Annotated in this window: 21 protein-coding genes and 1 pseudogene; 19 read left to right on the top strand and 3 right to left on the bottom strand. The window is 73.8% G+C overall.

The window, feature by feature from the left end; genetic code table 11:
• Positions 1–948 (bottom strand): DUF2637 domain-containing protein, encoded by a 948-nt coding sequence (locus ACFQLX_RS09710; RefSeq protein WP_386413794.1) that lies wholly within the window; start codon positions 946–948, stop codon positions 1–3.
• A 300-nt stretch (positions 949–1248) separates the two neighbouring features.
• On the opposite strand from ACFQLX_RS09710, the gene ACFQLX_RS09705 reads away from it, so the two are divergent.
• From ACFQLX_RS09705 to ACFQLX_RS09695, 3 genes are all read left to right on the top strand, one after another.
• Positions 1249–2034: a C39 family peptidase gene (locus ACFQLX_RS09705; protein WP_386413793.1), complete on the top strand. Its 786-nt coding sequence runs from the start codon at positions 1249–1251 to the stop codon at positions 2032–2034.
• 187 nt (positions 2035–2221) lie between these two features.
• Positions 2222–3313, top strand: a complete 1092-nt coding sequence (locus tag ACFQLX_RS09700; protein WP_386413792.1) for a hypothetical protein — start codon at positions 2222–2224, stop codon at positions 3311–3313.
• A gap of 98 nt (positions 3314–3411) precedes the next feature.
• The gene (locus ACFQLX_RS09695; protein WP_386413791.1) at positions 3412–4026 is read left to right on the top strand and encodes a GntR family transcriptional regulator; all 615 of its coding nucleotides are present in this window, start codon (positions 3412–3414) and stop codon (positions 4024–4026) included.
• A gap of 23 nt (positions 4027–4049) precedes the next feature.
• On the opposite strand, the gene rsgA is transcribed toward ACFQLX_RS09695, so the two are convergent.
• A complete protein-coding gene (gene rsgA / locus ACFQLX_RS09690) occupies positions 4050–5168 on the bottom strand; it encodes a ribosome small subunit-dependent GTPase A (protein WP_386413789.1) in 1119 nt (372 codons plus the stop codon).
• Positions 5169–5429: 261 nt separating this feature from the next.
• On the bottom strand, positions 5430–6554 hold the full coding sequence (locus ACFQLX_RS09685; protein ID WP_386413788.1) for a YihY/virulence factor BrkB family protein: 1125 nt from the start codon (positions 6552–6554) through the stop codon (positions 5430–5432).
• A 12-nt stretch (positions 6555–6566) separates the two neighbouring features.
• Between ACFQLX_RS09685 and ACFQLX_RS09680 the strand changes: the two genes are divergently transcribed.
• From ACFQLX_RS09680 to ACFQLX_RS09605, 16 genes and pseudogenes are all read left to right on the top strand, one after another.
• On the top strand, positions 6567–8204 hold the full coding sequence (locus ACFQLX_RS09680) for an acyl-CoA dehydrogenase family protein (RefSeq protein ID WP_386413787.1): 1638 nt from the start codon (positions 6567–6569) through the stop codon (positions 8202–8204).
• Between the two features lie 332 nt (positions 8205–8536).
• Positions 8537–9793: a GAF domain-containing protein gene (locus tag ACFQLX_RS09675; RefSeq protein ID WP_386413785.1), complete on the top strand. Its 1257-nt coding sequence runs from the start codon at positions 8537–8539 to the stop codon at positions 9791–9793.
• Between the two features lie 34 nt (positions 9794–9827).
• Positions 9828–10382, top strand: a complete 555-nt coding sequence (locus ACFQLX_RS09670; protein ID WP_386413784.1) for a GNAT family N-acetyltransferase — start codon at positions 9828–9830, stop codon at positions 10380–10382.
• A 92-nt stretch (positions 10383–10474) separates the two neighbouring features.
• A complete protein-coding gene (locus ACFQLX_RS09665; protein ID WP_386413804.1) occupies positions 10475–10558 on the top strand; it encodes a putative leader peptide in 84 nt (27 codons plus the stop codon).
• Between the two features lie 180 nt (positions 10559–10738).
• Positions 10739–12478 (top strand): nitrite/sulfite reductase, encoded by a 1740-nt coding sequence (locus ACFQLX_RS09660; protein ID WP_386413783.1) that lies wholly within the window; start codon positions 10739–10741, stop codon positions 12476–12478.
• A complete protein-coding gene (locus tag ACFQLX_RS09655; RefSeq protein ID WP_386413781.1) occupies positions 12475–12657 on the top strand; it encodes a hypothetical protein in 183 nt (60 codons plus the stop codon). Before ACFQLX_RS09660 ends, ACFQLX_RS09655 begins: the two co-directional genes overlap by 4 nt.
• On the top strand, positions 12650–13366 hold the full coding sequence (locus tag ACFQLX_RS09650; RefSeq protein ID WP_386413780.1) for a phosphoadenylyl-sulfate reductase: 717 nt from the start codon (positions 12650–12652) through the stop codon (positions 13364–13366). The genes ACFQLX_RS09655 and ACFQLX_RS09650 overlap by 8 nt, the downstream gene beginning before the upstream one ends.
• Complete coding sequence (gene cysC / locus ACFQLX_RS09645; protein WP_386413779.1) at positions 13363–13905, top strand: adenylyl-sulfate kinase; 543 nt, start codon at positions 13363–13365, stop codon at positions 13903–13905. The genes ACFQLX_RS09650 and cysC overlap by 4 nt, the downstream gene beginning before the upstream one ends.
• Positions 13902–14846: a sulfate adenylyltransferase subunit CysD gene (gene cysD / locus ACFQLX_RS09640; protein ID WP_386413778.1), complete on the top strand. Its 945-nt coding sequence runs from the start codon at positions 13902–13904 to the stop codon at positions 14844–14846. The genes cysC and cysD overlap by 4 nt, the downstream gene beginning before the upstream one ends.
• Complete coding sequence (locus ACFQLX_RS09635; protein ID WP_386413777.1) at positions 14846–16186, top strand: sulfate adenylyltransferase subunit 1; 1341 nt, start codon at positions 14846–14848, stop codon at positions 16184–16186. The genes cysD and ACFQLX_RS09635 overlap by 1 nt, the downstream gene beginning before the upstream one ends.
• A gap of 181 nt (positions 16187–16367) precedes the next feature.
• Positions 16368–17477 carry an aliphatic sulfonate ABC transporter substrate-binding protein gene (locus ACFQLX_RS09630; protein WP_386413776.1) on the top strand — a complete coding sequence of 370 codons (1110 nt, stop codon included), beginning with the start codon at positions 16368–16370 and terminating at the stop codon, positions 17475–17477.
• 35 nt (positions 17478–17512) lie between these two features.
• Positions 17513–18316 carry an ABC transporter ATP-binding protein gene (locus tag ACFQLX_RS09625; RefSeq protein ID WP_386413775.1) on the top strand — a complete coding sequence of 268 codons (804 nt, stop codon included), beginning with the start codon at positions 17513–17515 and terminating at the stop codon, positions 18314–18316.
• Entirely contained in the window at positions 18303–19226 is a 924-nt protein-coding gene (locus tag ACFQLX_RS09620; RefSeq protein WP_386413774.1) for an ABC transporter permease, read from the top strand. Before ACFQLX_RS09625 ends, ACFQLX_RS09620 begins: the two co-directional genes overlap by 14 nt.
• Positions 19226–20080 carry a sirohydrochlorin chelatase gene (locus tag ACFQLX_RS09615; protein WP_386413773.1) on the top strand — a complete coding sequence of 285 codons (855 nt, stop codon included), beginning with the start codon at positions 19226–19228 and terminating at the stop codon, positions 20078–20080. Before ACFQLX_RS09620 ends, ACFQLX_RS09615 begins: the two co-directional genes overlap by 1 nt.
• A gap of 63 nt (positions 20081–20143) precedes the next feature.
• Positions 20144–20212, top strand: a pseudogene (locus ACFQLX_RS09610) (putative leader peptide); the annotation flags it as partial.
• A gap of 52 nt (positions 20213–20264) precedes the next feature.
• A complete protein-coding gene (locus ACFQLX_RS09605) occupies positions 20265–20756 on the top strand; it encodes a cysteine dioxygenase (RefSeq protein ID WP_386413772.1) in 492 nt (163 codons plus the stop codon).
• Positions 20757–20761: the final 5 nt, after the last annotated feature.

Genomic DNA, 20761 nt, shown 5'->3' with positions numbered 1-20761 from the left:
TCAGCCGAACTGGCGTTCCAGCGCGGCGAGTTTCTGCTCCAGGGTGTCAAGCCTGGGGGCTGCGGTGTCCTCGTCGGCGTCGGCGGTCGGCGGCGGCACCGCCGTCCGCTCCTCCTGCGGCGCCGGCTCGGCGGCGGCCCGGCGCGGCGCGGGCAGTTGGGCGGGGGCGGCGCCCCGTTCCAGCGCCTTGACCTGGGCGCGCTCCAGGCGTGACTGGTGGCGCTGCTCGGCGCGGCTGCGCTCCTTGTCGCGGCGCTCCTGGCGGACCTCCTCCACGGCCTCGTCCAGGGTGCGTACGCCCTCCAGCAGCATCAGCGACCAGGCGCGGTAGGTCTCGCGGGGCGCCCGCAGCCAGCGCACCACCCGGATCTGCGGCAGGGGGCGCGGCACCAGGCCCTGTTCGCGCAGGGCGGCCCGGCGGGTCTGCTTCAGCGCCCGGTCGAAGAGGATCGCGGCGGAGAGCGACATGCCGGCGAAGAACTGCGGCGCGCCCGCGTGGTCCAACCCCCGTGGCGCGTGCACCCAGTTGAACCAGGCGGCGGCGCCGGCGAAGAGCCACACCAGCATCCGGCTGCCCAGCGCCGCGTCGCCGTTGCTCGCCTCGCGGACCGCGATGACGGAGCAGAACATCGCCGCGCCGTCCAGGCCGAAGGGGACCAGGTACTCCCAGCCGCCGTCCAGCCGCAGGTTCTCCCGGCCGAACCCCACCAGTCCGTGGAAGGAGAGCGCCGCCGCGACCGCCGCGCAGCAGAACAGCAGCAGGTAGGCGACGCTGCCGTAGAGGGTCTCCTTGCGCCGGCGCCGCTGCTCGCTGCGCTCCCAGGAGTCCATCTCCCGTCCCTCGTCGGGCTTTCTGCCCTGGAGGACCAGCATGATCGCGGCCCCGACGCCGCACAGGAGGAGGGCACCGGCGATCAGCCAGCCCGCCCCGGTCCCGTCGAATCCCATCGCCGCACCCCTCCGCGCTCATCCGTCCGACCCAACCGCCGGCCGCCTCAACCGCCCTGCCGCCCGCGCCCGCCGCCGCCTGGCATGGGCGCCATCCTGGCGGAAGTGGTTCGTTCCGCTCGTCCTTTGAAACTTCCGCACTCGATGGGGTGGATTACCCCGCCTTTTCCCGCGCGAGAAGGGCGCCAGGTGATATTGGACGCGGAATCTCCCACAGCATCCTTGACGGTCTTTACATGTACATGCTTAGCTTCTTACGATATGGAACACCACGCGGTCACCACGCGAAGAGGTGGAACCATGAGCCCCAGTACGCGCACCCTGGCCGCGATATCCTGCGGCGCCCTGCTGGCCGGGACCCTGCTGACCGGGCCGGCCCTCGCCTCGGACGGGGACGCCGGCGGCGCCCTCTCCCCCACCGACATCGGCGCCCTCAAGGCCGCCACCGACCCCGACCCCTTCACGCCGCGGGAGATCCGGGCCGCGCACGCCGGCTCCGCCGCGAAGGACAAGCGGCTGGGCATCGGCACCTCGGCCGACGGGCCGACCACGCTGGCCTACCCCTCCAGCTCGTACCTGACGGCCAACCACGTGGCCCAGGCGTACAGCAACTACTGCGGCCCGGCCACCGCCCGGATGACGATCCTGCACCAGGGCCGCAGCATCAGCCAAGCGACGCTGGCCTCCCGCTTCGGCATCTCCCCGGGCAGCGGCGGCACCAGCTGGGGTGCGATGCTCAGCGCGCTGCAGTACTACGCCCACCCCGCCTACGCCGGCGAGTTCCTGGCGTACAGCCCGAGTTCCGGCGACAAGAGCACCTACAAGTCGCGGCTCGTCGTCGACATCGCCGGCACCTACGACAGCATCGCCGGCAACGTGTGGGAGGTTCCCGGGGGTCCGCACCTGCCCGGCCACCCCAACACCGAGATCTTCCACTGGGTCAACATCCGCGGCTACAAGGAGAGCGGCAACTACAGCCAGGTCCAGGACCCGGCGACCAGCGTCTGGTCGGGCGTGCCCGCCCAGTCCCCGGTGTGGTCGGACACGCTGGTGGTCATGATGGGCGGTCGCGGCTATCAGTGGTGAGCGACGGGCCGCCGGCCTGGGGTACGCGGTGGCCTGCCTGCTGGCGGTGGGCGCCTTCGGGTGCTCGCCGTCCCCGGCCGCCCCCGGTCCCGACGCCCGGCCCGCTCCGTCGCGTACACCTCCCGCCACCGCGGCGCCCGCTCCGGCGCCGGCGCCGCAGCCGCGGGACAGGACCGACTTCTGCACGGTGCCGCGCCCGGCCCCGTGGGCCGAGGCCGAGAAGCGGCGCCGCCACCTCTCCGAACCGGGCACGGACCGGCGCGCGACGGCGGTGAGTACGGACGGCCGGACCCTCTTCGCGGTGGAGTCCACAGCGGCGGGGACGGAGCTGGTGCGGCTGGCGGGCGAGGCAGGCCCGCGGCAGGTCGTCCACCGCCTGGACCCGGCGGACAGCCCGACGCGGGCGCAGTACGGCAGCACCCGCTTCGACGGGCGGTGGCTGGTCTTCCAGGTCGCCCACGACGCGGAGAACTGGAACGACTGGGCGCTGTACGCCTGGGACTCGACCGGCGACGCGGCCCCGTTCCTGATCGTGCGCCACGACAAGAGCGTCCCCGGGCCCTTCCTCTTCGTCCAGCTCCTCGACGGCCGGGCGGGCTGGGCGCAGGGGACGGCCGGCGGCAAGAAGGACATCCACCTCTACGACCTGGCCGCCCGCCGCGACTCCGTGGTCCGTACGGGCGACACCAGCCCCGTCTTCCGCACGGGCGACCTGCTGGGCTGGCGGGAGCCGGCGGGACCGGGGCAGCAGTCGTCGAGGGGGGCCGTGTCCATCCGGGCGGTGTCCATGCGCACCGGCCGCCCCGCGGCCCTGCCCCCGGTCATCGCCGCCATCCGCGGCACTGCTCATATCTCCGGCGACGGGCGCACCTGGGCCTGGGTCTCCCCCGACTACCGGACGCTGTACGCCTGGCGGCCGGGATGGAAGGGGTCCGCGACCATCGCGCGGGCGGCCGAGGGCGAGCACATCGACCAGATGGAGCTGGTCGGCGACCTGATCACCTGGGTGGGCGGGAAGGCCGTCTGGGCGGCCGACCTGCGCAGCCACTCCCGCACCACGCTCACCCCCGAGTACGGCGGGGTGGTCGCCAACGGGCAGGCGCTGCTGGTCACCTACCTCACCGGCGGCTACTCCAAGGACCCGGCGAAACAGGCGGGAAGCACGAGCTACGTACTCCTGGCCCCGGAGCTGGACCCGCTGCCGGACTGCCCCTCGTGGACCCCCGTGCCGCAGCCGTCCGACGAGACGGGGATGCCGGGGACGGAGGGGAGCGCGTAGGACGGGGGGAGCGCGTAGAGGGGAGGAGGGGGCGCGGGGTCGCCCACGGACCGGACCGGCCCGGCGCCCGACGCGCCCCCTCCTCTACAGTGCCCTAGATGAATACGGACAGAACGCCCTCCGCGGGACACGGCGCGAGCGCGCGGCAGAGCGGCCCGCGACTGCCCGCGCAGCGCACCGCCGCGCCCCGGCTGGACCGCACCTCCGTGCGCGCCCAGACCCTGGAGGTGCTGCGGGCCGCGCTGGCGGACGGGCGGCTGCGCGTCGGGCACGTGTACTCAGCGCCCGCGCTGGCCGCCCCCCTGGGCGTCTCCGCCACGCCGGTCCGCGAGGCGATGCAGATACTGGCGGCGGAGGGCGCCGTCCAGGTGCTGCCCAACCGCGGCTTCCGCATCGCGGTGCCGCCGGTCCCCGCGGACGTCGCGGCGGTACGGGCGCTGCTGGTCCTCCCGGCGGTGCTGGCCGCCGAGCCCGACCCGCCGGCGCTGCGGCCGTGCGCCGCGGCGCCGGGCCGCGAGGCGGACCGCGCCTTCCACGCCGCGCTGCTGGCGCCCGCCGCCAACCCGGAGCTGAGCCGGGTGGCCGCCGAGCTGTACGAGCGCAGCGGCCGGCCCCCGGCCGCGCCGGCGGACCGCCTGGCCCTGGTCGACGCCCTGTCGGACGGCGACCGGAAGCTGGCGGACCGCCTGCTGCGGGGGCTGCTGGGGGCGTAGGGGCTCCCCCAGCGGGCGGTCCGTCAGTAGTCCATCCCCTTCAGCCGCCGCGCCTCGCGTCCGGTGTTCTCGTTGCGGCGCCAGACCCTGCGCCGCTCCGCCCGCAGCCGGGCGTCCGTACGGGCGGCGATGTGCGCGTTCTCGCGGAGCAGCTTGCGGTAGCTGTCCAGCCGGCGTTCCGACAGCTCGCCCGAGTCGAGCGCCGCCAGTACCGCGCAGCCGGGCTCGGCGGTGTGCGAGCAGTCGTCGAAGCGGCAGTCGCCCGCGTACGCCTCGATCTCGGCGAAGACCTGCGCCAGCCCCTCCTGCGCCTCCCAGAGCCCGACGCCGCGCATCCCGGGGGTGTCGATGAGGACGCCGCCGCCCGGCAGCGGCAGCAGATCGCGGGTGGTGGTGGTGTGGCGGCCCTTGCCGTCGCTGTCGCGGGCGGCCTGGACGGTCTGGTACGCGTCCCCCAGCAGCGTGTTGGCGAGCGTCGACTTGCCGGCGCCGGACTGCCCGAGGAGGACGGCGGTACCGCCCGCCACGGCGGCGGCCAGCTCCGCCACGCCCGTGCCGCTGGTGGAGCTGACCGCCAGCACCTCGACGCCGGGCGCGGCCGAGCGGGCGTCCGCCAGGAGGTGGCCCAGGACCGCGGGGTCGTCGATCAGGTCGGCCTTGGTGAGGACGATCAGCGGCTGGGCGCCGCTGGACCAGGCCAGCGAGAGCAGCCGCTCCAGCCGGGGCAGGTTGAGGTCGGCGGCGAGGGAGACGGCGATCACGGCGTGGTCGACGTTGGCGGCGAGGACCTGGCCGTCGGAGCGCTTGGAGGAGGCCGAGCGCAGGAAGGCGGTCCGGCGCGGCAGGAGCGCCCGTACGGCCGGTTGGGCGCCGGTGCTCAGCGCCGCCCAGTCGCCGGTGGTCGGCAGCCGGGTGGGGTCGGGCTCGGGCCCGAGGACGACGGCGGCGCGCAGCTGCCCCTCGGCGGTGACGACGTCGCAGGCGCCGCGGTCGACGCGCACGATACGGCCCGGGACCAGGCCCTGCTCGGCGTACGGGGCGAAGGAGTCGGCGAAGGCGGCGTCCCAGCCGTAGTGCGCCAGGGAAAGGGGAGAGGTGAAGGTGAAGGTGAAGGTGGAGCCGGACGGGGTGGAGAGATTCACGGTGAACCCTTCAGGGGGTGGCACCGGCTCTTCTCGAAGTCAGCCGGCGGCCACGGAGGTGGAATGGCGGTTGCGGGCAGCGCCCGGCGCAGTGACGGCCATCGGTCACACCTCCCTCTCGTCCCTCGTACACCTCTTACCCGGTCAGCGCCCCGGTGCGAACAGACCGGCGGGCGCGACGACATCGCAGACACTAACGGGCCGCTCGCGAAAGGGCCACGGTTTTTCCGCGGCCCTTTCCGCGGCCGATCCGGGCAGGACCTAGTCCTCCCCCGAGTGCGTGCGGCGCGCGCCCTGTGCCTCGTCCTTCGCCTCCGCCTCCCAGTCGGGCTCCGTCCCCGCCTCCCACTCCTCCTCCGTGCTGTCCCCGTCCAGCCCCCGGGTCCGGTCCAGCCGCTCCGCCGCCGCCGCGGCCACGATCCGCGCCGCCGCCCGCTCGCGGGCCCGCGCGGTCTGCGCGCGGCCGGTCGCCGTGGCCACGGAGGGCCACACCCGGTCGAAGGCGGCGTTGACGGCGGCCCCCACCAGCACCGCGAAGGCGGAGACCCCGATCCACAGCAGCACCGCGACGGGGGCGGCCACCGAGCCGTAGATGGTGGCGCGGCCCTCGATGGTGCTGGTGAGGTACACCCGCAGCGCGAAGCTGCACAGCAGCCACAGGCCCAGCGCGGTGAGCGCGCCGGGGATGTCCTCCCGCCAGGGGGAGCGCACCGGCACGGAGACGTGGTAGAGCGTGGTGAGGAAGGCGATCGACAGCACGGTGACCGCCGGCCAGTACAGGGCGCGCACCAGGTCGCCGCTCCACGGCAGCAGGTTCACCAGCGCGTCCGGTCCCACGACCATCAGCGGCAGCGCGACCACCCCGGCGACCAGGGCGACCAGGTAGAGGGCGAAGGCCAGCAGCCGGGTCCTGACGATGCCGCGGTGGCCGTCGAGTCCGTACATCACGGTGATGGTGTCGATGAAGACGTTCACCGCGCGCGAGCCGGACCACAGGGCGAAGGCGAAGCCCAGGGAGATGACGTCGGGCCGGCCGCCCTTCATCACGTCGTCGAGCAGCGGGCGCACCAGCTGGTCGACGCCCTCCTCGGTGAGGACCCGCTCAGAAGCCCGCAGGATGTTCTGGCGCAGCTGCTCCATGTCGATGAACTCGACGTAGCCCAGCAGCCCGAGCAGGCCCAGCAGCAGCGGCGGCAGCGAGAGGAGCGAGAAGAACGCGGCCTCGGCGGCCAGCCCGAGGATCCGGTACTTCACGCAGGAGTCGACGGTGTCCTTGATCAGCAGCCAGGCGACGGTCCGCTTGGGCAGATGGCGGTAGAGCGCTCTGGCCCTGCGCAGCCGCCCGCCGGCCCGTACTGGTCCTTCCGTCCCCGCTTCCACCTGCATACCGTAACCGTCATGCAGTCAGCCACTCACTCCGTGACCAACCAGCCGCCGCCGCTGGTGTCCTATGACGTCTACACGGCGGACCGCGCCCTGAGCGAGGCCGTCGAACGGCACACACCCCCCGATCGGCACGCCGCCGTCCACCGGGAGCTGTCGGCGCTCGGCACCGAGGCCGGCTCGGCGCGGGCGCAGGAGTGGGGGGTGCTGGCGAACGCGAACCCGCCGGTGCTGCGCACCCACGACCGCTACGGCAACCGGGTCGACGAGGTCGACTTCCATCCCGCCTGGCACCACCTGATGGAGCGCGGCGTCGCGGCCGGGCTGGCGGACGCCTGGTCGGGGGAGCCCGGGAGCGGCAGCCATGTGCGGCGGGCGGCGGCGTTCCAGGTCTGGTCGCAGGTGGAGGCGGGGCACGGCTGCCCGCTGTCGATGACGCACGCCGCCGTGCCGGCGCTGCGCCGCGAGCCGGAGCTGGCCGCCGTCTGGGAGCCGCTGCTGACCTCGCGGACGTACGATCCGGGGCTGGACCGGCCGGCGACGGCGAAGGCGGGGGCCGTCGCCGGGATGGGGATGACGGAGAAGCAGGGCGGCTCGGACGTACGGGCGAACACCACGCGCGCGGAGCCGGTCGCCGAGTCGGGGATGTACGCGCTGACGGGGCACAAGTGGTTCTGCTCGGCGCCCATGTCGGACGCCTTCCTGGTGCTGGCGCAGGCGCCGGGCGGTCTGACCTGCTTCCTCCTTCCGCGCGTCCTGCCGGACGGGGACCGCAACACCTTCCGGATCCAGCGGCTGAAGGACAAGCTCGGCAACCGCTCCAACGCCTCCAGCGAGGTGGAGTTCGACGGGACGACGCTGGCCTGGCGGGTGGGCGGGGAGGGGCGCGGGGTGGCGACCATCATCGAGATGGTCGCGGCGACCCGGCTGGACTGCGTGCTGGGCTCCGCCTCGCTGATGCGGCAGTCGGTGGCGCAGGCGGTGCACCACGCCGCGCACCGCTCGGCCTTCGGGGGGCCGCTGGTCGACAAGCCGCTGATGCGCAACGTACTGGCGGACCTGGCGCTGGAGTCGGAGGCGGCGACCGCGCTGGGGCTGCGGCTGGCGGCGGCCTACGACGCCGGGGAGAGCGACTTCCTGCGCCTGGCGGTGCCGGCGGCGAAGTACTGGGTGACCAAGCGCTGCACGCCGGTGGCGGCGGAGGCGCTGGAGTGCCTGGGCGGCAACGGCTACGTGGAGGAGTCGGGGATGCCGCGGCTGCTGCGCGAGGCGCCGCTCAACTCCATCTGGGAGGGCTCGGGCAATGTGCAGTCCCTGGACGTGCTGCGGGCGCTGCAGCGCTCCCCGGCGGCGGTGAACGCGGTGCTGGTGGAGCTGGGGCAGGCGCGCGGCGCGGACCACCGGCTGGACGCGGCGATCAAGGAGCTGCTCACCGAGTTGGCCGATCTGGACGGGATCGAGACCCGGGCGCGGCGGGTGGCCGAGCGCCTCGCGCTGGTGCTCCAGGGCAGCCTGCTGGTACGCCACGCGCCGCCGGAGGTGGCCGACGCCTTCTGCGCCTCGCGGCTGGGCGGCGACTGGGGGTCGGCGTTCGGGACCCTGCCGTACGGGCTGGACCTGGCCGCGATCGTGGAGCGCGCGCGGCCGGTGTGAGGCGGGCGGCAGCGACGGGTGACGGCCTCCCCTGCGGTTCCTGCCTACTGGGCGTACCACGGGTGAGGTCGCCTCGGCCGGCCGTGGTCCCCGTCCAGGAGCGCACCGCCGCCGTGGGAACCCGCGGTGATGCCGCGCCGACTCGGCACCACCGCAGGTTGTGCGGTTACCTTCGCGTAAGCGGCGCAAACCCCGCAAGGGTTGCAGGGAGTTGCACCAAAGTGACGAAGTCGCCCGCGTGAACGCCTCCCCCACGGCACGATGAGGGCACGTGAACGTGCCCGGCACTTCGGGGGAATGCGGTGGACCTACCAGTAGCGGAGCCACGGCACATGGCCGCCGTGCACGAGGCGTCCCTCGGGGCGGGCCCCGGCGGCGGGCGGGCCGGTGCGCGCCGTCTGATCCGCGAGTCCTGGTACCGGGCCCGCGCGCGGGGCGTCGACCCCGAGTGCGCCCGCCCCGCCCCGGGCCCGCCGGCCGACGTCGAACTGCGCCGGGACGCCTCGGGGTTGCGCGAGGCGCTGCCGGTGCTGCGCGAGACACTGCTCGGCGCCTACGACCCGCTGGAGCACATCATGCTGGTCTGCGACGCGGACGGCGTGGTGCTCTGGCGCGAGGGCTGCCACCGGGTGCTGCGCCAGGCGGACACGGCGGGGCTGGCCGAGGGCATGCGCTGGAGCGAGCAGCAGGTCGGCACCAACGGGATGGGGCTGGGCCTGGTCGCCCGCCGGCCGGTGCTGGTCCACCACGCGGAGCACTTCGCGCGCAGCCTGCACTGGTGGACGTGCGCCGCGGCCCCCGTCCACGACCCGCGCACCGGCCGGCTGCTGGGCGCCGTGGACGTGAGCGGCCCGCACCACCGGATGGGCCCGGCCGCGCTGGCCCTGGTCTCCGCCGCCGCGAAGGTCGCCGAGGGCGAACTGCGGCTGCGGCACTGGGCGTCCGTCGACCGGCTGCGGACGATCGCCGCGCCGCTGCTGGCCGGCATGAGCGCCGAGTCGGGGCTGCGGGCGCTCGCCGTCGACCCGGAGGGCTGGACGGCCGCCGCGCTGGGCATGACGCCCCCCGAGCGCGTCACGCTGCCCGCGCGGATGGCGCCGGGCACGGCCTGGCTGCCGGCGCTGGGCCTGTGCGCGCTGGAGCCGCTGCCCGGCGGCTGGCTGATCCGGCTGACACCCCAGCGGCAGGAGCTGGCGGAGGCGGGCCGGGTGGTGCTGGACCTGCGCCGCGCGGGCGCCCCGGCCGTGACGGTGCAGAGCGCGGCGGGCGGCTGGTCGCGGGAGCTGAGCCCCCGGCACGCGGAGCTGCTGTACGTACTGGCGGTGCGCCGGAGCGGGCTGAGTGCCGCGCAGGTGGCCGCCGCGCTCTTCGACGACGCCACCCGCACGGTGACGGTGCGGGCCGAACTCTCCCGGCTGCGGCGGACGTTCGGCACCGTGGTCGACAGCCGGCCGTACCGTTTCGCCGACGGAATGGAGGTGGAGGTGCTGCTGCCCGAGGTGCTCGGCGAGCTACTGCCGCACTCGACCGCCCCGGCGGTGCTGGCGGCCCGCCATCCGGAAGCGGAGGCTCATAGTCCCGGGTGGTGAAAGGTTTCTCCCCAGGGCGTGATGGGATGCCCGCATGAACGCCCTCACCACCTGGTCCCTTGAGCAGACCTCCCCCGCCGATCTGCTCCCCGCCCGCGAGCCGGAGGCGGTGGCCGCCGGCTCGCTGAGGGTCGTACGGGCCGAGGTGCCCTCGCCGGAGCTGAACCGCTTCCTCTACACCGCCGTGGGCGGCGGACTGGAGTGGACCGACCGGCTGGTGTGGTCGCGCGAGGAGTGGCTGGCCTTCCTCACCCGGCCCGGGGTGGAGACGTGGGTGGCGTACGACCGGGGCACCCCGGCCGGCTACATCGAACTGGACGCCCAGGCCGACGGCGTGGTGGAGATCTCCTACTTCGGCCTGCTGCCCGACTTCCACGGGCGCGGCTTCGGCGGCTTCCTGCTCTCCTACGGGACCGCGCGCGCCTGGGACCTGGCCGGGCGGTGGCCGCAGCGCCCGGCGACACGGCGGGTGTGGGTGCACACCTGCAGCAAGGACGGGCCGTACGCGCTGCGCAACTACGAGCGGCGCGGCTTCCGGGTCTTCGACGTGACGACCGAACCGACCGAACCGGACGCCTCTTCGGCGTGACCGGCATCACATCGTCCCGCATATCGAGACGACTTCGTCCATATTCCGGAAGGCAGTGGACTGCCGCGAAGTCGCCGTGCCACGCTTCCCCCATGTCCGAAGCTGGAGTAGCCCTGGTGAGTCGACGCCACGTCGACCTCGGCCGTATGTCCAGCGCCATCTGTCCGGCGCGCTGACAGTCCCAGCACGACTCCCCCGCTCTCCCGCCCCCGTGCGGTCCCCGCCGTCGCGGACCGCGCGCACCCCCGCGCCGACCTCCGCGCCGACCCGTCCGCCGGATCCGGCGAAACCGCAGGTCACGTGCGCGCACCAGGTACCGAGCCGCTGTAGCCCCGCCTGCCCGAAGGACGTACCCCATGGCCTCCACGCCTCCGCCACGCGCACCGCGCGAGGCCGTGCCCGGTTTTGAGGCCGGTCCCGAAGCGACCGGCACCCCCCGCCGCAGGGCCGGCCGCCACCGCGGCGAGGGCCAGTGGGCCGTGGGCCACTTCACCCCCCTCAACGCCAACGAGCAGTTCAAGAAGGACGACGACGGTCTCAATGTGCGGACACGCATTGAGACGATCTACTCCAAGCGCGGTTTCGACTCCATCGACCCCGCCGACCTGCGCGGACGCATGCGCTGGTGGGGGCTCTACACCCAGCGCAAGCCCGGGATCGACGGCGGGAAGACCGCGGTCCTGGAGCCGCACGAGCTGGACGACGAGTTCTTCATGCTGCGGGTGCGCATCGACGGCGGCCGGCTGAACGTGGCGCAACTGCGCACGATCGCGGAGCTGTCGCAGGAGTTCGCGCGCGGGACGGCCGACCTCACCGACCGGCAGAACGTGCAGTTCCACTGGATCCGCATCGAGGACGTGCCGGAGATCTGGCGGCGGCTGGAGGCGGTGGGGCTCTCCACCACCGAGGCGTGCGGCGACACCCCGCGCGTGATCCTGGGCTCGCCGGTCGCCGGGATCGCCGCGGACGAGATCATCGACGGCACGCCGGCGATCGAGGAGATCCAGCGGCGGGTCATCGGCAACCCGGCCTTCTCCAACCTCCCCCGCAAGTTCAAGTCGGCCGTCTCCGGCTCCCCGCAGCTCGACGTGGTGCACGAGATCAACGACGTGTCCTTCGTGGGCGTCGTCCACCCCGAGCTCGGCCCCGGCTTCGACGTCTGGGTGGGCGGCGGCCTCTCCACGAATCCGCGCCTGGGCGAGCGGCTCGGCGCCTGGGTGCCGCTGGAGGAGGTGGCCGACGTCTACGAGGGCGTCGTGTCGATCTTCCGCGACTACGGCTACCGGCGGCTGCGCAACCGGGCCCGGCTGAAGTTCCTGCTCGCCGACTGGGGCGCGGAGAGGTTCCGCCGGGTGCTGGAGGACGAGTACCTGCTGCGCGGGCTGGCCGACGGCCCGGCCCCCGAGCTGCCGGTGGACGCCTGGCGCGACCACATCGGCGCGCACCGCCAGCAGGACGGCCGCTACTACGTCGGCTTCGCGCCGAAGGTCGGCCGGGTGGACGGCGCCACGCTCGCCAAGATCGCGGAGTTGGCGGCGCAGTTCGGCTCGGACCGCATCCGCACCACGGTCCAGCAGAAGATGCTGATCCTCGACGTGCCGCAGGAGCGCGTGGCCGAACTGACCGAGGCGCTCGCCGCGTTGGACCTCCAGGTCGAGCCCTCGCCGTTCCGGCGCGGCACGATGGCCTGCACCGGCATCGAGTTCTGCAAGCTGGCCATCGTGGAGACGAAGGCGCGCGGGGCCTCGCTGATCGGGGAACTGGAGCGCCGGCTCCCGGAGTTCACCGAGCCGGTCACCGTCAACATCAACGGCTGCCCCAACTCCTGCGCCCGCATCCAGACGGCGGACATCGGCCTCAAGGGCCAGCTGGTCACCGACGCGGACGGCCGGCAGGTCGAGGGCTTCCAGGTCCACCTGGGCGGCTCCCTCGGGCTGGAGCCGGGCTTCGGTCGCAAGGTGCGCGGGCTGAAGGTGACGGCCGCCGAACTGCCCGACTACGTCGAGCGGGTGCTGCGCCGCTTCGAGGCGGGGCGCGCGGACGGCGAGCGGTTCGCCGCCTGGGCGGCGCGGGCCAGTGAGGCGGAGCTGTCATGAGCGAGCGCGCGGCCCCGTACTACTGCCCCTACTGCGGCGACGAGGACCTGCGGCCCTCCGAGGCCGGGCACGGCGCCTGGGAGTGCGCCGCCTGCGCCCGCGCCTTCAAGCTGTCCTTCCTCGGGCTGCTCTCCCGGGGCACCGGGCGTACGCCGGAAGGGGGGTCGGCCCGTGACTGAGCCAACCGCGCCCGAACCGACCGGGCGAGTCGACCTGGAGCAACTCGCCGCCGAGGCGGGCGAGAAGCTGGAGGAGGCGAGCGCCCTGGAGATCCTCCGGTGGGCCGCCGGCACCTTCGGCACCCGCTTGTGCGTCACCTCCTCCATGGCGGACGCCGTGGTCGCGCACCTCGCCGCGCGCGCGCTGCCCGGCGTGGACGTGGTCTTCCTCGACACCGGCTACCACTTCCCCGAGACCATCGGCACCCGCGACGCGGTGGCGGCGGTGATGGACGTCAACGTCCTGACCCTCACGCCCAAGCAGTCCGTCGCCGAGCAGGACGCGCAGTACGGGCCGAAGCTGCACGACCGCGACCCCGACCTGTGCTGCGCCCTGCGCAAGGTCGAGCCGCTGGAGCGGGCCCTGTCCGGCTACGACGCCTGGGCCACCGGGCTGCGCCGCGACGAGTCCCCGACCAGGGCGAACACCCCGGTCGTCGCCTGGGACGCCCGGCGCCGCAAGGTGAAGCTCGCCCCGATCGCGCGCTGGACGCAGGAGGACGTGGAGCGCTACGTGGCCGAGCACGGGGTGCTGGCCAACCCGCTGCTGACCGACGGCTACGCCTCGGTGGGCTGCGCGCCGTGCACCCGGCGCGTCGCGGCGGGCGAGGACGCGCGGGCCGGGCGCTGGGCCGGGCTGGCCAAGACGGAATGCGGGATACACACATGAGCGCGGCCACCGGAGCCACCGTCTGGCTCACCGGCCTGCCCAGCGCGGGCAAGACCACCCTGGCGCGCGAGCTCGCCGGCCGGCTGGGCGTCCAGGGGCGCCGGGTGGAGGTGCTGGACGGCGACGAGATCCGCGAGTTCCTCTCCGCCGGGCTGGGCTTCACCCGCGAGGACCGGCACACCAACGTCCAGCGCATCGGCTTCGTCGCCGAACTCCTCGCCTCCCACGGCGTGCTGGTGCTGGTGCCGGTCATCGCGCCGTACGCGGACAGCCGCGAGTCCGTACGCAAACGGCACCAGGCGCACGGCACGCCCTATCTGGAGGTGCACGTGGCCACGCCCGTGGAGGTGTGCTCGGTGCGCGACGTGAAGGGGCTCTACGCCCGCCAGGCCGCCGGTGAACTGAGCGGCCTGACCGGTGTGGACGACCCCTACGAGCCGCCCCGGGACCCCGACCTGCGGATCCCGGCGCACGAACAGAGCGTCGCGGACTCCGCCGGGGCGCTCCACCGACTGCTGACGGAGAGGGGCCTGCTGTGAGCACCGTATCGACCGGGACCGCGCTCGCCGAGGAGACCGGCAGCCCGTACGCCCTGACCCACCTCGACGCCCTGGAGTCCGAGGCGGTCCACATCTTCCGCGAGGTGGCGGGGGAGTTCGAGCGGCCGGTGATCCTCTTCTCCGGCGGCAAGGACTCCATCGTGATGCTGCACCTGGCGCTGAAGGCGTTCGCGCCGGCACCGCTGCCGTTCGCGCTGCTGCACGTGGACACCGGGCACAACTTCCCCGAGGTGCTGGCCTACCGGGACCGCGCGGTCGCCGAGCACGGGCTGCGGCTGCACGTGGCGGGCGTGCAGGAGTACATCGACCGCGGCGAGCTGCGCGAGCGCCCCGACGGCACCCGCAACCCGCTGCAGACGGTGCCGCTCACCGACGCCATCCGCGCACTGCGCTTCGACGCCGTCTTCGGCGGCGGGCGGCGCGACGAGGAGAAGGCGCGGGCCAAGGAGCGGGTGTTCTCGCTGCGCGACGAGTTCTCCCAGTGGGACCCGCGCCGCCAGCGCCCCGAGCTGTGGCAGCTCTACAACGGCCGCCACGCGCCCGGCGAGCACGTGCGCGTCTTCCCGCTGTCGAACTGGACCGAGCTGGACGTGTGGCAGTACATCGCCCGCGAGGGCATCGAGCTGCCGGAGATCTACTTCGCCCACGAGCGCGAGGTGTTCCAGCGCTCCGGGATGTGGCTGACGGCGGGCGACTGGGGCGGGCCGCGCGAGGACGAGCCGGTGGAGCGCCGCCTGGTGCGCTACCGCACCGTGGGCGACATGTCCTGCACCGGCGCGGTGGACTCCGACGCCGTCGACCTGGACAGCGTGATCGCCGAGATCGCCGCCTCCCGGCTCACCGAGCGGGGTGCGACGCGCGCCGACGACAAGATGTCCGAGGCCGCCATGGAGGACCGCAAGCGCGAGGGGTACTTCTGATGACGACCGCTGTTTCGGACACGAGCACCACCACGCTGCTGCGCTTCGCCACCGCCGGCTCGGTGGACGACGGCAAGTCGACGCTGGTGGGGCGGCTGCTGCACGACTCCAAGTCGGTGCTGAGCGACCAGTTGGAGGCGGTCTCGCTGGCCTCGCGCAACCGGGGCCAGGACGCCCCGGACCTGGCGCTGCTCACCGACGGGCTGCGCGCGGAGCGCGAGCAGGGCATCACCATCGACGTGGCCTACCGCTACTTCGCCACCGCGCGGCGGCGCTTCATCCTCGCCGACACCCCCGGGCACGTGCAGTACACCCGCAACATGGTCACCGGGGCGTCCACCGCCGAGCTGGCGATCATCCTGGTGGACGCCCGCCACGGCGTGGTCGAGCAGACCCGCCGGCACGCGGCGGTGGCGGCGCTGCTGCGGGTGCCGCACGTGGTGCTGGCCGTCAACAAGATGGACCTGGTGGACTTCGCGGAGCCCCGATTCGCGTCCATCGCCGAGGAGTTCACCTCGTACGCGCTGGGGCTGGGCGTGGCGGAGGTCACCGCGATCCCGATCTCCGCGCTGGGCGGCGACAACGTGGTGGAGCCCTCGGCGCGGATGGACTGGTACGGCGGGCCGACCGTGCTGGAGCACCTGGAGACGGTGCCGGTCAGCCACGACCTCACCGGCTGCCCGGCCCGCTTCCCCGTGCAGTACGTGATCCGCCCGCAGAGCGCCGAGCAGCCCGACTACCGGGGGTACGCGGGGCAGATCGCCTCCGGGATCCTGCGGGTCGGCGAGCAGGTCACCGTACTGCCCTCGGGGCTGACCTCGACCATCGAGGGGATCGACGCGCTGGGGCGGGAGGTCGACGTGGCCTGGGCGCCGCAGTCGGTGACGCTGCGCCTGGCCGACGACCTGGACGTCTCGCGCGGCGACCTGATCGCCCCCTCGGCGGCGGCGCCCCGTACCGGCCGGGACATCGAGGCCACCGTCTGCCACGTCGCGGACCGACCGCTGACGGTGGGCGCGCGGGTGCTGCTCAAGCACGCCACGCGCACGGTGAAGGCGATCGTCGGGGACATCCCCTCGCGGCTGACCCTGGACGACCTCTCCCAGCACCCGGCGCCGGGCTCGCTCGCCGCCAACGACATCGGGCGCGTGGTGATCCGCACCGCGGAGCCGCTGCCCGTGGACGCCTACGCCGACTCGCGGCGTACGGGGTCCTTCCTGCTGATCGACCCGGCGGACGGCACCACGCTGACCGCCGGCATGGCGGGAGACGCCTTCGCCGCGCACAGCGCGCCGGCGCGGGAGACGTCCGCCACCGACGACGAGGGGTGGGATTTCTGATCATGGCCACAGAGGTGTTCTCGGGCTTCGCCAAGGAGGGCGGCCGGGTCGGCAGCGGCCGGCTGGGCAGCGGTTGCGGCGGTACGGGGCGATGTGTGCGCTAACGCCGCGCACCACACGAGTCCGTACCCGAAGCCGTCCGTATCCCAAGATCCGCCCCTGTGAGAGGAACGACCTCCCCATGACCACTTCCCGCCGCCTCCGTGCGTTCAGACGCGCCCTCGTCGCCATCACCGCGCTGCCGGTGCTGAGCGTCGCCGCCTGCGGCTACGGCTCCGACGCGAAGGACGAGCCCAAGGCCCCCGTCGCCGCCAAGGGCGCGAAGCTCTCCGCCGACTCGGTCCGGATCGGCTACTTCCCCAACCTCACCCACGCCACCGCCCTGGTGGGCATCGAGAAGGGCCTGATCCAGAAGGAGTTGGGCGGCACGGTCGTCAAGCCGTCCACCTTCAACGCCGGCCCCTCCGAGATCGAGGCGCTCAACGCCGGCTCCCTCGACATCGGCTTCATCGGCCCCTCCCCGTCGATCAACGGCTACACCAAGTCGGGCGGGAAGAACCTGCGGATCGTCTCCGGCTCGGCCTCCGGCGGCGTGAAGCTGGTCGTGAACCCGAAGAAGATCAAGACCCTGGACGACCTGCGGGGCAAGAAGATCGCCACCCCGCAGCTCGGCAACACCCAGGACGTCGCCTTCCTCAACTGGATCGCGGAGAAGGGCTGGAAGGCCGACGCCCAGTCCGGCAAGGGCGACGTCTCCGTGGTCCGTACGGACAACAAGGTCACCCCCGACGCCTACAAGTCGGGCTCCATCGACGGCGCCTGGGTCCCCGAGCCGACCGCCTCCAAGCTGGTCGCCGAGGGCGGGAAGGTGCTGCTGGACGAGACGACCCTGTGGCCCGACGGGAAGTTCGTCATCACGAACGTGATCGTCTCGCAGAAGTTCCTCGCCGCGCACCCGGACGTGGTCGAGGCCGTGCTGAAGGGCACGGTCGCCACCAACGCGTGGATCAACGCCCACCCCCAGGACGCCAAGGCCGCCGCGAACGCGGCGCTGGAGGAGCTGAGCGGCAAGGCGCTGCCCGCCGAGGTCCTCGACCCGGCGTGGGAGTCCATCGCCATCACCGACGACCCGCTGGCCGCCACCTTGAACACCCAGGCGGAGCACGCGGTCAAGGCGGGGCTGCTGGAGGCGCCCGACCTGGCCGGGATCTACGACCTGCGGCCGCTCAACAAGGTGCTGAAGGCCGCGGGCGGGGCCGAGGTGGCCGACGCCGGCCTCGGCGTGAAGTAACCCCGACCGCGACCGACCCCCAGGAGGTGACGACCATGGTGACAGCGCTCGCCAAGGTGCCCGCGGCCGGCCGGGCCGGCGGCCCGGGCACGGCACAGGACGCAGCGCACGCCGCGCGCATCGAGCACGTCTCGAAGTCCTTCGGCGACCAGCTCGTCCTGGACGACATCAGCCTCGATGTCGCCCCCGGCGAGTTCGTCACCCTCCTGGGGGCCTCGGGCTGCGGCAAGTCCACCCTGCTCAACCTGGTGGCGGGGCTCGACGCCCCGTCCGCCGGGAGCATCGCCACCCCGGGCGGCCGGCCGGCGCTGATGTTCCAGGAGCACGCGCTCTTCCCCTGGCTGACGGCGGGGAGGAACGTCGAACTCGCCCTGAGGCTCCGGGGGGTGGCGCGCGCCGAGCGCCGCACCCGGGCGCAGGAGCTGCTCGAACTCGTCCGGCTGGGCGGCGCGTACGGCAAGCGGGTGCACGAGCTGTCCGGCGGGATGCGCCAGCGCGTCGCCCTGGCCCGCGCCCTCGCCCAGGACAGCCGGCTGCTGCTGATGGACGAGCCCTTCGCGGCACTGGACGCCATCACCCGCGACGTGCTGCACGACGAACTGACCCGGATCTGGGCCGAGACGAGCGTCTCGGTGCTGTTCGTCACCCACAACGTGCGCGAGGCCGTGCGCCTCGCCCAGCGCGTGGTGCTGCTCTCCTCCCGGCCGGGCCGCGTCACCCGGACCTGGGAGGTGGGCATCCCCCAGCCGCGCCGGATCGAGGACGCGGCCGTCGCGGAGCTGTCCGTGGAGATCACCGAGGAACTGCGCAAGGAGATCCGCCGCCATGGCCGCCACTGAGCTGGGGACCGACCCGAAGGACGCCGGCGCCCCGCCCCCCGCGCAGGGCGACGCAGGCCTCGACGCCCTGGAGGCGGGCCTGGACGCGCTGGAGGCCGTACCCGCCGCCGCGCGCCGGCCGGTGCGCGAGGTGCTGCTGCGCAAGGTGCTGCCGCCGCTGACGGCGGTGGCGCTGGTGCTGGGGGTCTGGGAGCTGCTGGTACGGGCCGAGGTGACGGAGGCGTACAAGCTGCCGCCGCCCTCGGCGGTCTGGGACTCGGTCGCCGAACTATGGCTGCGCGGCGAGCTGCTGGAGGTCGTGTGGACCTCCGTCTCGCGCGGTCTGCTGGGCTTCCTGCTGGCGCTGGCCATCGGCACCCCGCTGGGGCTGCTGGTGGCGCGGGTGCGGTTCGTGCGGGCGGCGATCGGGCCGATCCTCTCCGGACTGCAGTCGCTGCCCTCGGTGGCGTGGGTGCCGCCGGCGGTGATCTGGCTGGGTCTCAACAACCAGATGATGTACGCGGTGATCCTGCTCGGCGCGGTGCCGTCCATCGCCAACGGGCTGGTCTCCGGTGTCGACCAGGTCCCGCCGCTCTTCCTGCGGGCCGGGCGCACGATGGGCGCGACCGGCCTGCGGGAGGCCCGCCACGTGGTGATGCCGGCCGCGCTGCCCGGCTACCTGGCGGGGCTGAAGCAGGGCTGGGCGTTCTCCTGGCGCTCCCTGATGGCGGCGGAGATCATCGCCTCCTCGCCCGATCTGGGCGTCGGCCTGGGCCAGTTGCTGGAGAACGGCCGCAACAACGCGGACATGGCGGGGGTGTTCCTCGCCATCATCCTGATCCTGCTCATCGGCATCGCGATCGACCTCCTCGTCTTCAGCCCGCTGGAGCGCTGGGTGCTGCGCGGGCGCGGGCTGCTGGTGAAGAGCTGATGCGGCCCGTCCGCCACGGGGCCGTCCCGCCCCCGGCCCTCCTGCTCGTCGCCCACGGCAGCCGCGACCCCCGCCACGGGGCGACGGTGGCGGCGCTGGCCGCGCGGGTACGGGCCCGGCTGGCGGGCGTCGCGGTGGCGGTGTCGTACCTGGACTTCGACGCCCCGCGCGTACCGCAGGCGCTGGCGGCGCTCGCGGCGGCCGGGCACCGCCGGGCGGTGGCCGTACCGCTGCTGCTGACGCGGGCGTTCCACGCGAAGTGGGACGTGCCCTCGGTGCTGGCGGCGGCGCGGCCGCCCGGCCTGGAGGTGTGCCAGGCGCCGGTGCTGGGCCCCTCCGCGCTGCTGACCGCGGCGCTGGAGCGCCGGCTGGCGCAGGTCGGCGTACGGACGGCGGACGCCCCCTCGACCGGCATCGTGCTCGCCGCGGCGGGCTCCTCGGACCCGGAGGCGATCGCGGGGATCGCACACGTCGCGCGGGAGTGGCGGCGCAGGTCGGGTTGGTGCGCCGTGCGCCCCGCCTTCGCCTCCGCGGCGCTGCCCACCCCGGCGGAGGCCGTACGCGCCCTGCGCGCCGACGGCGTCCGCCGGGTGGCGGTGGCCCCGTACGTCCTCGCCCCCGGCCGCCTCCCGGACCGCGTCGCGGCGGGCGCGGCGGAGACGGGAGCGCTGCTCGCACCCGTGCTGGGCGCGGCGCCGGAGGTTGCGGAACTGGTCGTTTCGCGCTATTCGGAATTCCTTCCGAAGGAAATCCGGGACGGTTTTACTGCGGGCTCTTTTGCCACGGGCTCATTTGTTACGGGCTCACTGCACGCCCGTGAATACGCGGTTTCACTGCCGACTGTCGCACTCTGAGGTCTTTGACCTGCACGTATAGATCCAATTGACGACGGTTGAATTCCCTGCGAGGGTGAACACATGCCTCACGGACAACAGCTGCACGCCCGACTGCACGTGGACCTGGTCCGCACCGCAGCCGCGCTGTGTCGGAGTCGCGAAAGCCGCGCCCCCGACCCCTTCGCAGCCCCGATGAGGACCCATGACGACCACCGCACCGGCCCCCCTTGCCCCGCTGACCCTCACGATGCTCGCCGACCGCGTGCGCCGCATCGCCCGCACCCCCGCGCTCTGGCGCGAGAAGGTGCGCTTCGATGCGGAGCAGCGCTGGTTCACCAGGCTGGAGCAGTCCGAGGCGTACGAGATCTGGCTGCTGAGCTGGCTCCCCGGGCAGGGCACCGAGGTGCATGACCACGGCGGTTCCCGCGGCGCCTTCGCGGTGGCCGCCGGGCAGTTGAGCGAGCGGACGTACGCGGCGGGGCGCCCGGCGATCCCGCGCCCGGCGCCCTGGCACCTGCCGACGGGCGCGATCCGGGGCTTCGGCCCCCGGCACGTGCACGAGGTGGCGAACCGGGGCAGCCGCCCGGCCGTCAGCGTGCACGCGTACTCCCCCGCGCTGACCTCGATGTCCTATTACACCGAGCAGTCCGGCGGCGGACTGCTGCGCGTCCGTACCGACCTGGTGGAGGAGTAGAGCGC

Source organism: Streptomyces polyrhachis, from assembly GCF_042663125.1.
GTDB classification, from domain to species: domain Bacteria; phylum Actinomycetota; class Actinomycetes; order Streptomycetales; family Streptomycetaceae; genus Streptomyces; species Streptomyces polyrhachii.
This window is presented reverse-complemented; position numbering and strand designations above follow the sequence as displayed.

What these genes read in the sequence shown, in the direction of transcription:
- ACFQLX_RS09675 (WP_386413785.1), top strand. Translation starts at nt 8,537, where the DNA reads ATGGCCGCCGTGCACGAGGCGTCCCTCGGGGCGGGCCCCGGCGGCGGG.
- ACFQLX_RS09625 (WP_386413775.1), top strand. Translation starts at nt 17,513, where the DNA reads ATGGTGACAGCGCTCGCCAAGGTGCCCGCGGCCGGCCGGGCCGGCGGC.
- ACFQLX_RS09605 (WP_386413772.1), top strand. Translation starts at nt 20,265, where the DNA reads ATGACGACCACCGCACCGGCCCCCCTTGCCCCGCTGACCCTCACGATG.
- cysC (WP_386413779.1), top strand. Translation starts at nt 13,363, where the DNA reads ATGAGCGCGGCCACCGGAGCCACCGTCTGGCTCACCGGCCTGCCCAGC.
- ACFQLX_RS09665 (WP_386413804.1), top strand. Translation starts at nt 10,475, where the DNA reads ATGTCCGAAGCTGGAGTAGCCCTGGTGAGTCGACGCCACGTCGACCTC.
- ACFQLX_RS09680 (WP_386413787.1), top strand. Translation starts at nt 6,567, where the DNA reads ATGCAGTCAGCCACTCACTCCGTGACCAACCAGCCGCCGCCGCTGGTG.
- ACFQLX_RS09620 (WP_386413774.1), top strand. Translation starts at nt 18,303, where the DNA reads ATGGCCGCCACTGAGCTGGGGACCGACCCGAAGGACGCCGGCGCCCCG.
- ACFQLX_RS09630 (WP_386413776.1), top strand. Translation starts at nt 16,368, where the DNA reads ATGACCACTTCCCGCCGCCTCCGTGCGTTCAGACGCGCCCTCGTCGCC.
- ACFQLX_RS09660 (WP_386413783.1), top strand. Translation starts at nt 10,739, where the DNA reads ATGGCCTCCACGCCTCCGCCACGCGCACCGCGCGAGGCCGTGCCCGGT.
- ACFQLX_RS09655 (WP_386413781.1), top strand. Translation starts at nt 12,475, where the DNA reads ATGAGCGAGCGCGCGGCCCCGTACTACTGCCCCTACTGCGGCGACGAG.
- ACFQLX_RS09635 (WP_386413777.1), top strand. Translation starts at nt 14,846, where the DNA reads ATGACGACCGCTGTTTCGGACACGAGCACCACCACGCTGCTGCGCTTC.
- ACFQLX_RS09695 (WP_386413791.1), top strand. Translation starts at nt 3,412, where the DNA reads ATGAATACGGACAGAACGCCCTCCGCGGGACACGGCGCGAGCGCGCGG.
- ACFQLX_RS09705 (WP_386413793.1), top strand. Translation starts at nt 1,249, where the DNA reads ATGAGCCCCAGTACGCGCACCCTGGCCGCGATATCCTGCGGCGCCCTG.
- ACFQLX_RS09670 (WP_386413784.1), top strand. Translation starts at nt 9,828, where the DNA reads ATGAACGCCCTCACCACCTGGTCCCTTGAGCAGACCTCCCCCGCCGAT.
- ACFQLX_RS09685 (WP_386413788.1), bottom strand. Translation starts at nt 6,554, where the DNA reads ATGCAGGTGGAAGCGGGGACGGAAGGACCAGTACGGGCCGGCGGGCGG.
- ACFQLX_RS09710 (WP_386413794.1), bottom strand. Translation starts at nt 948, where the DNA reads ATGGGATTCGACGGGACCGGGGCGGGCTGGCTGATCGCCGGTGCCCTC.
- ACFQLX_RS09615 (WP_386413773.1), top strand. Translation starts at nt 19,226, where the DNA reads ATGCGGCCCGTCCGCCACGGGGCCGTCCCGCCCCCGGCCCTCCTGCTC.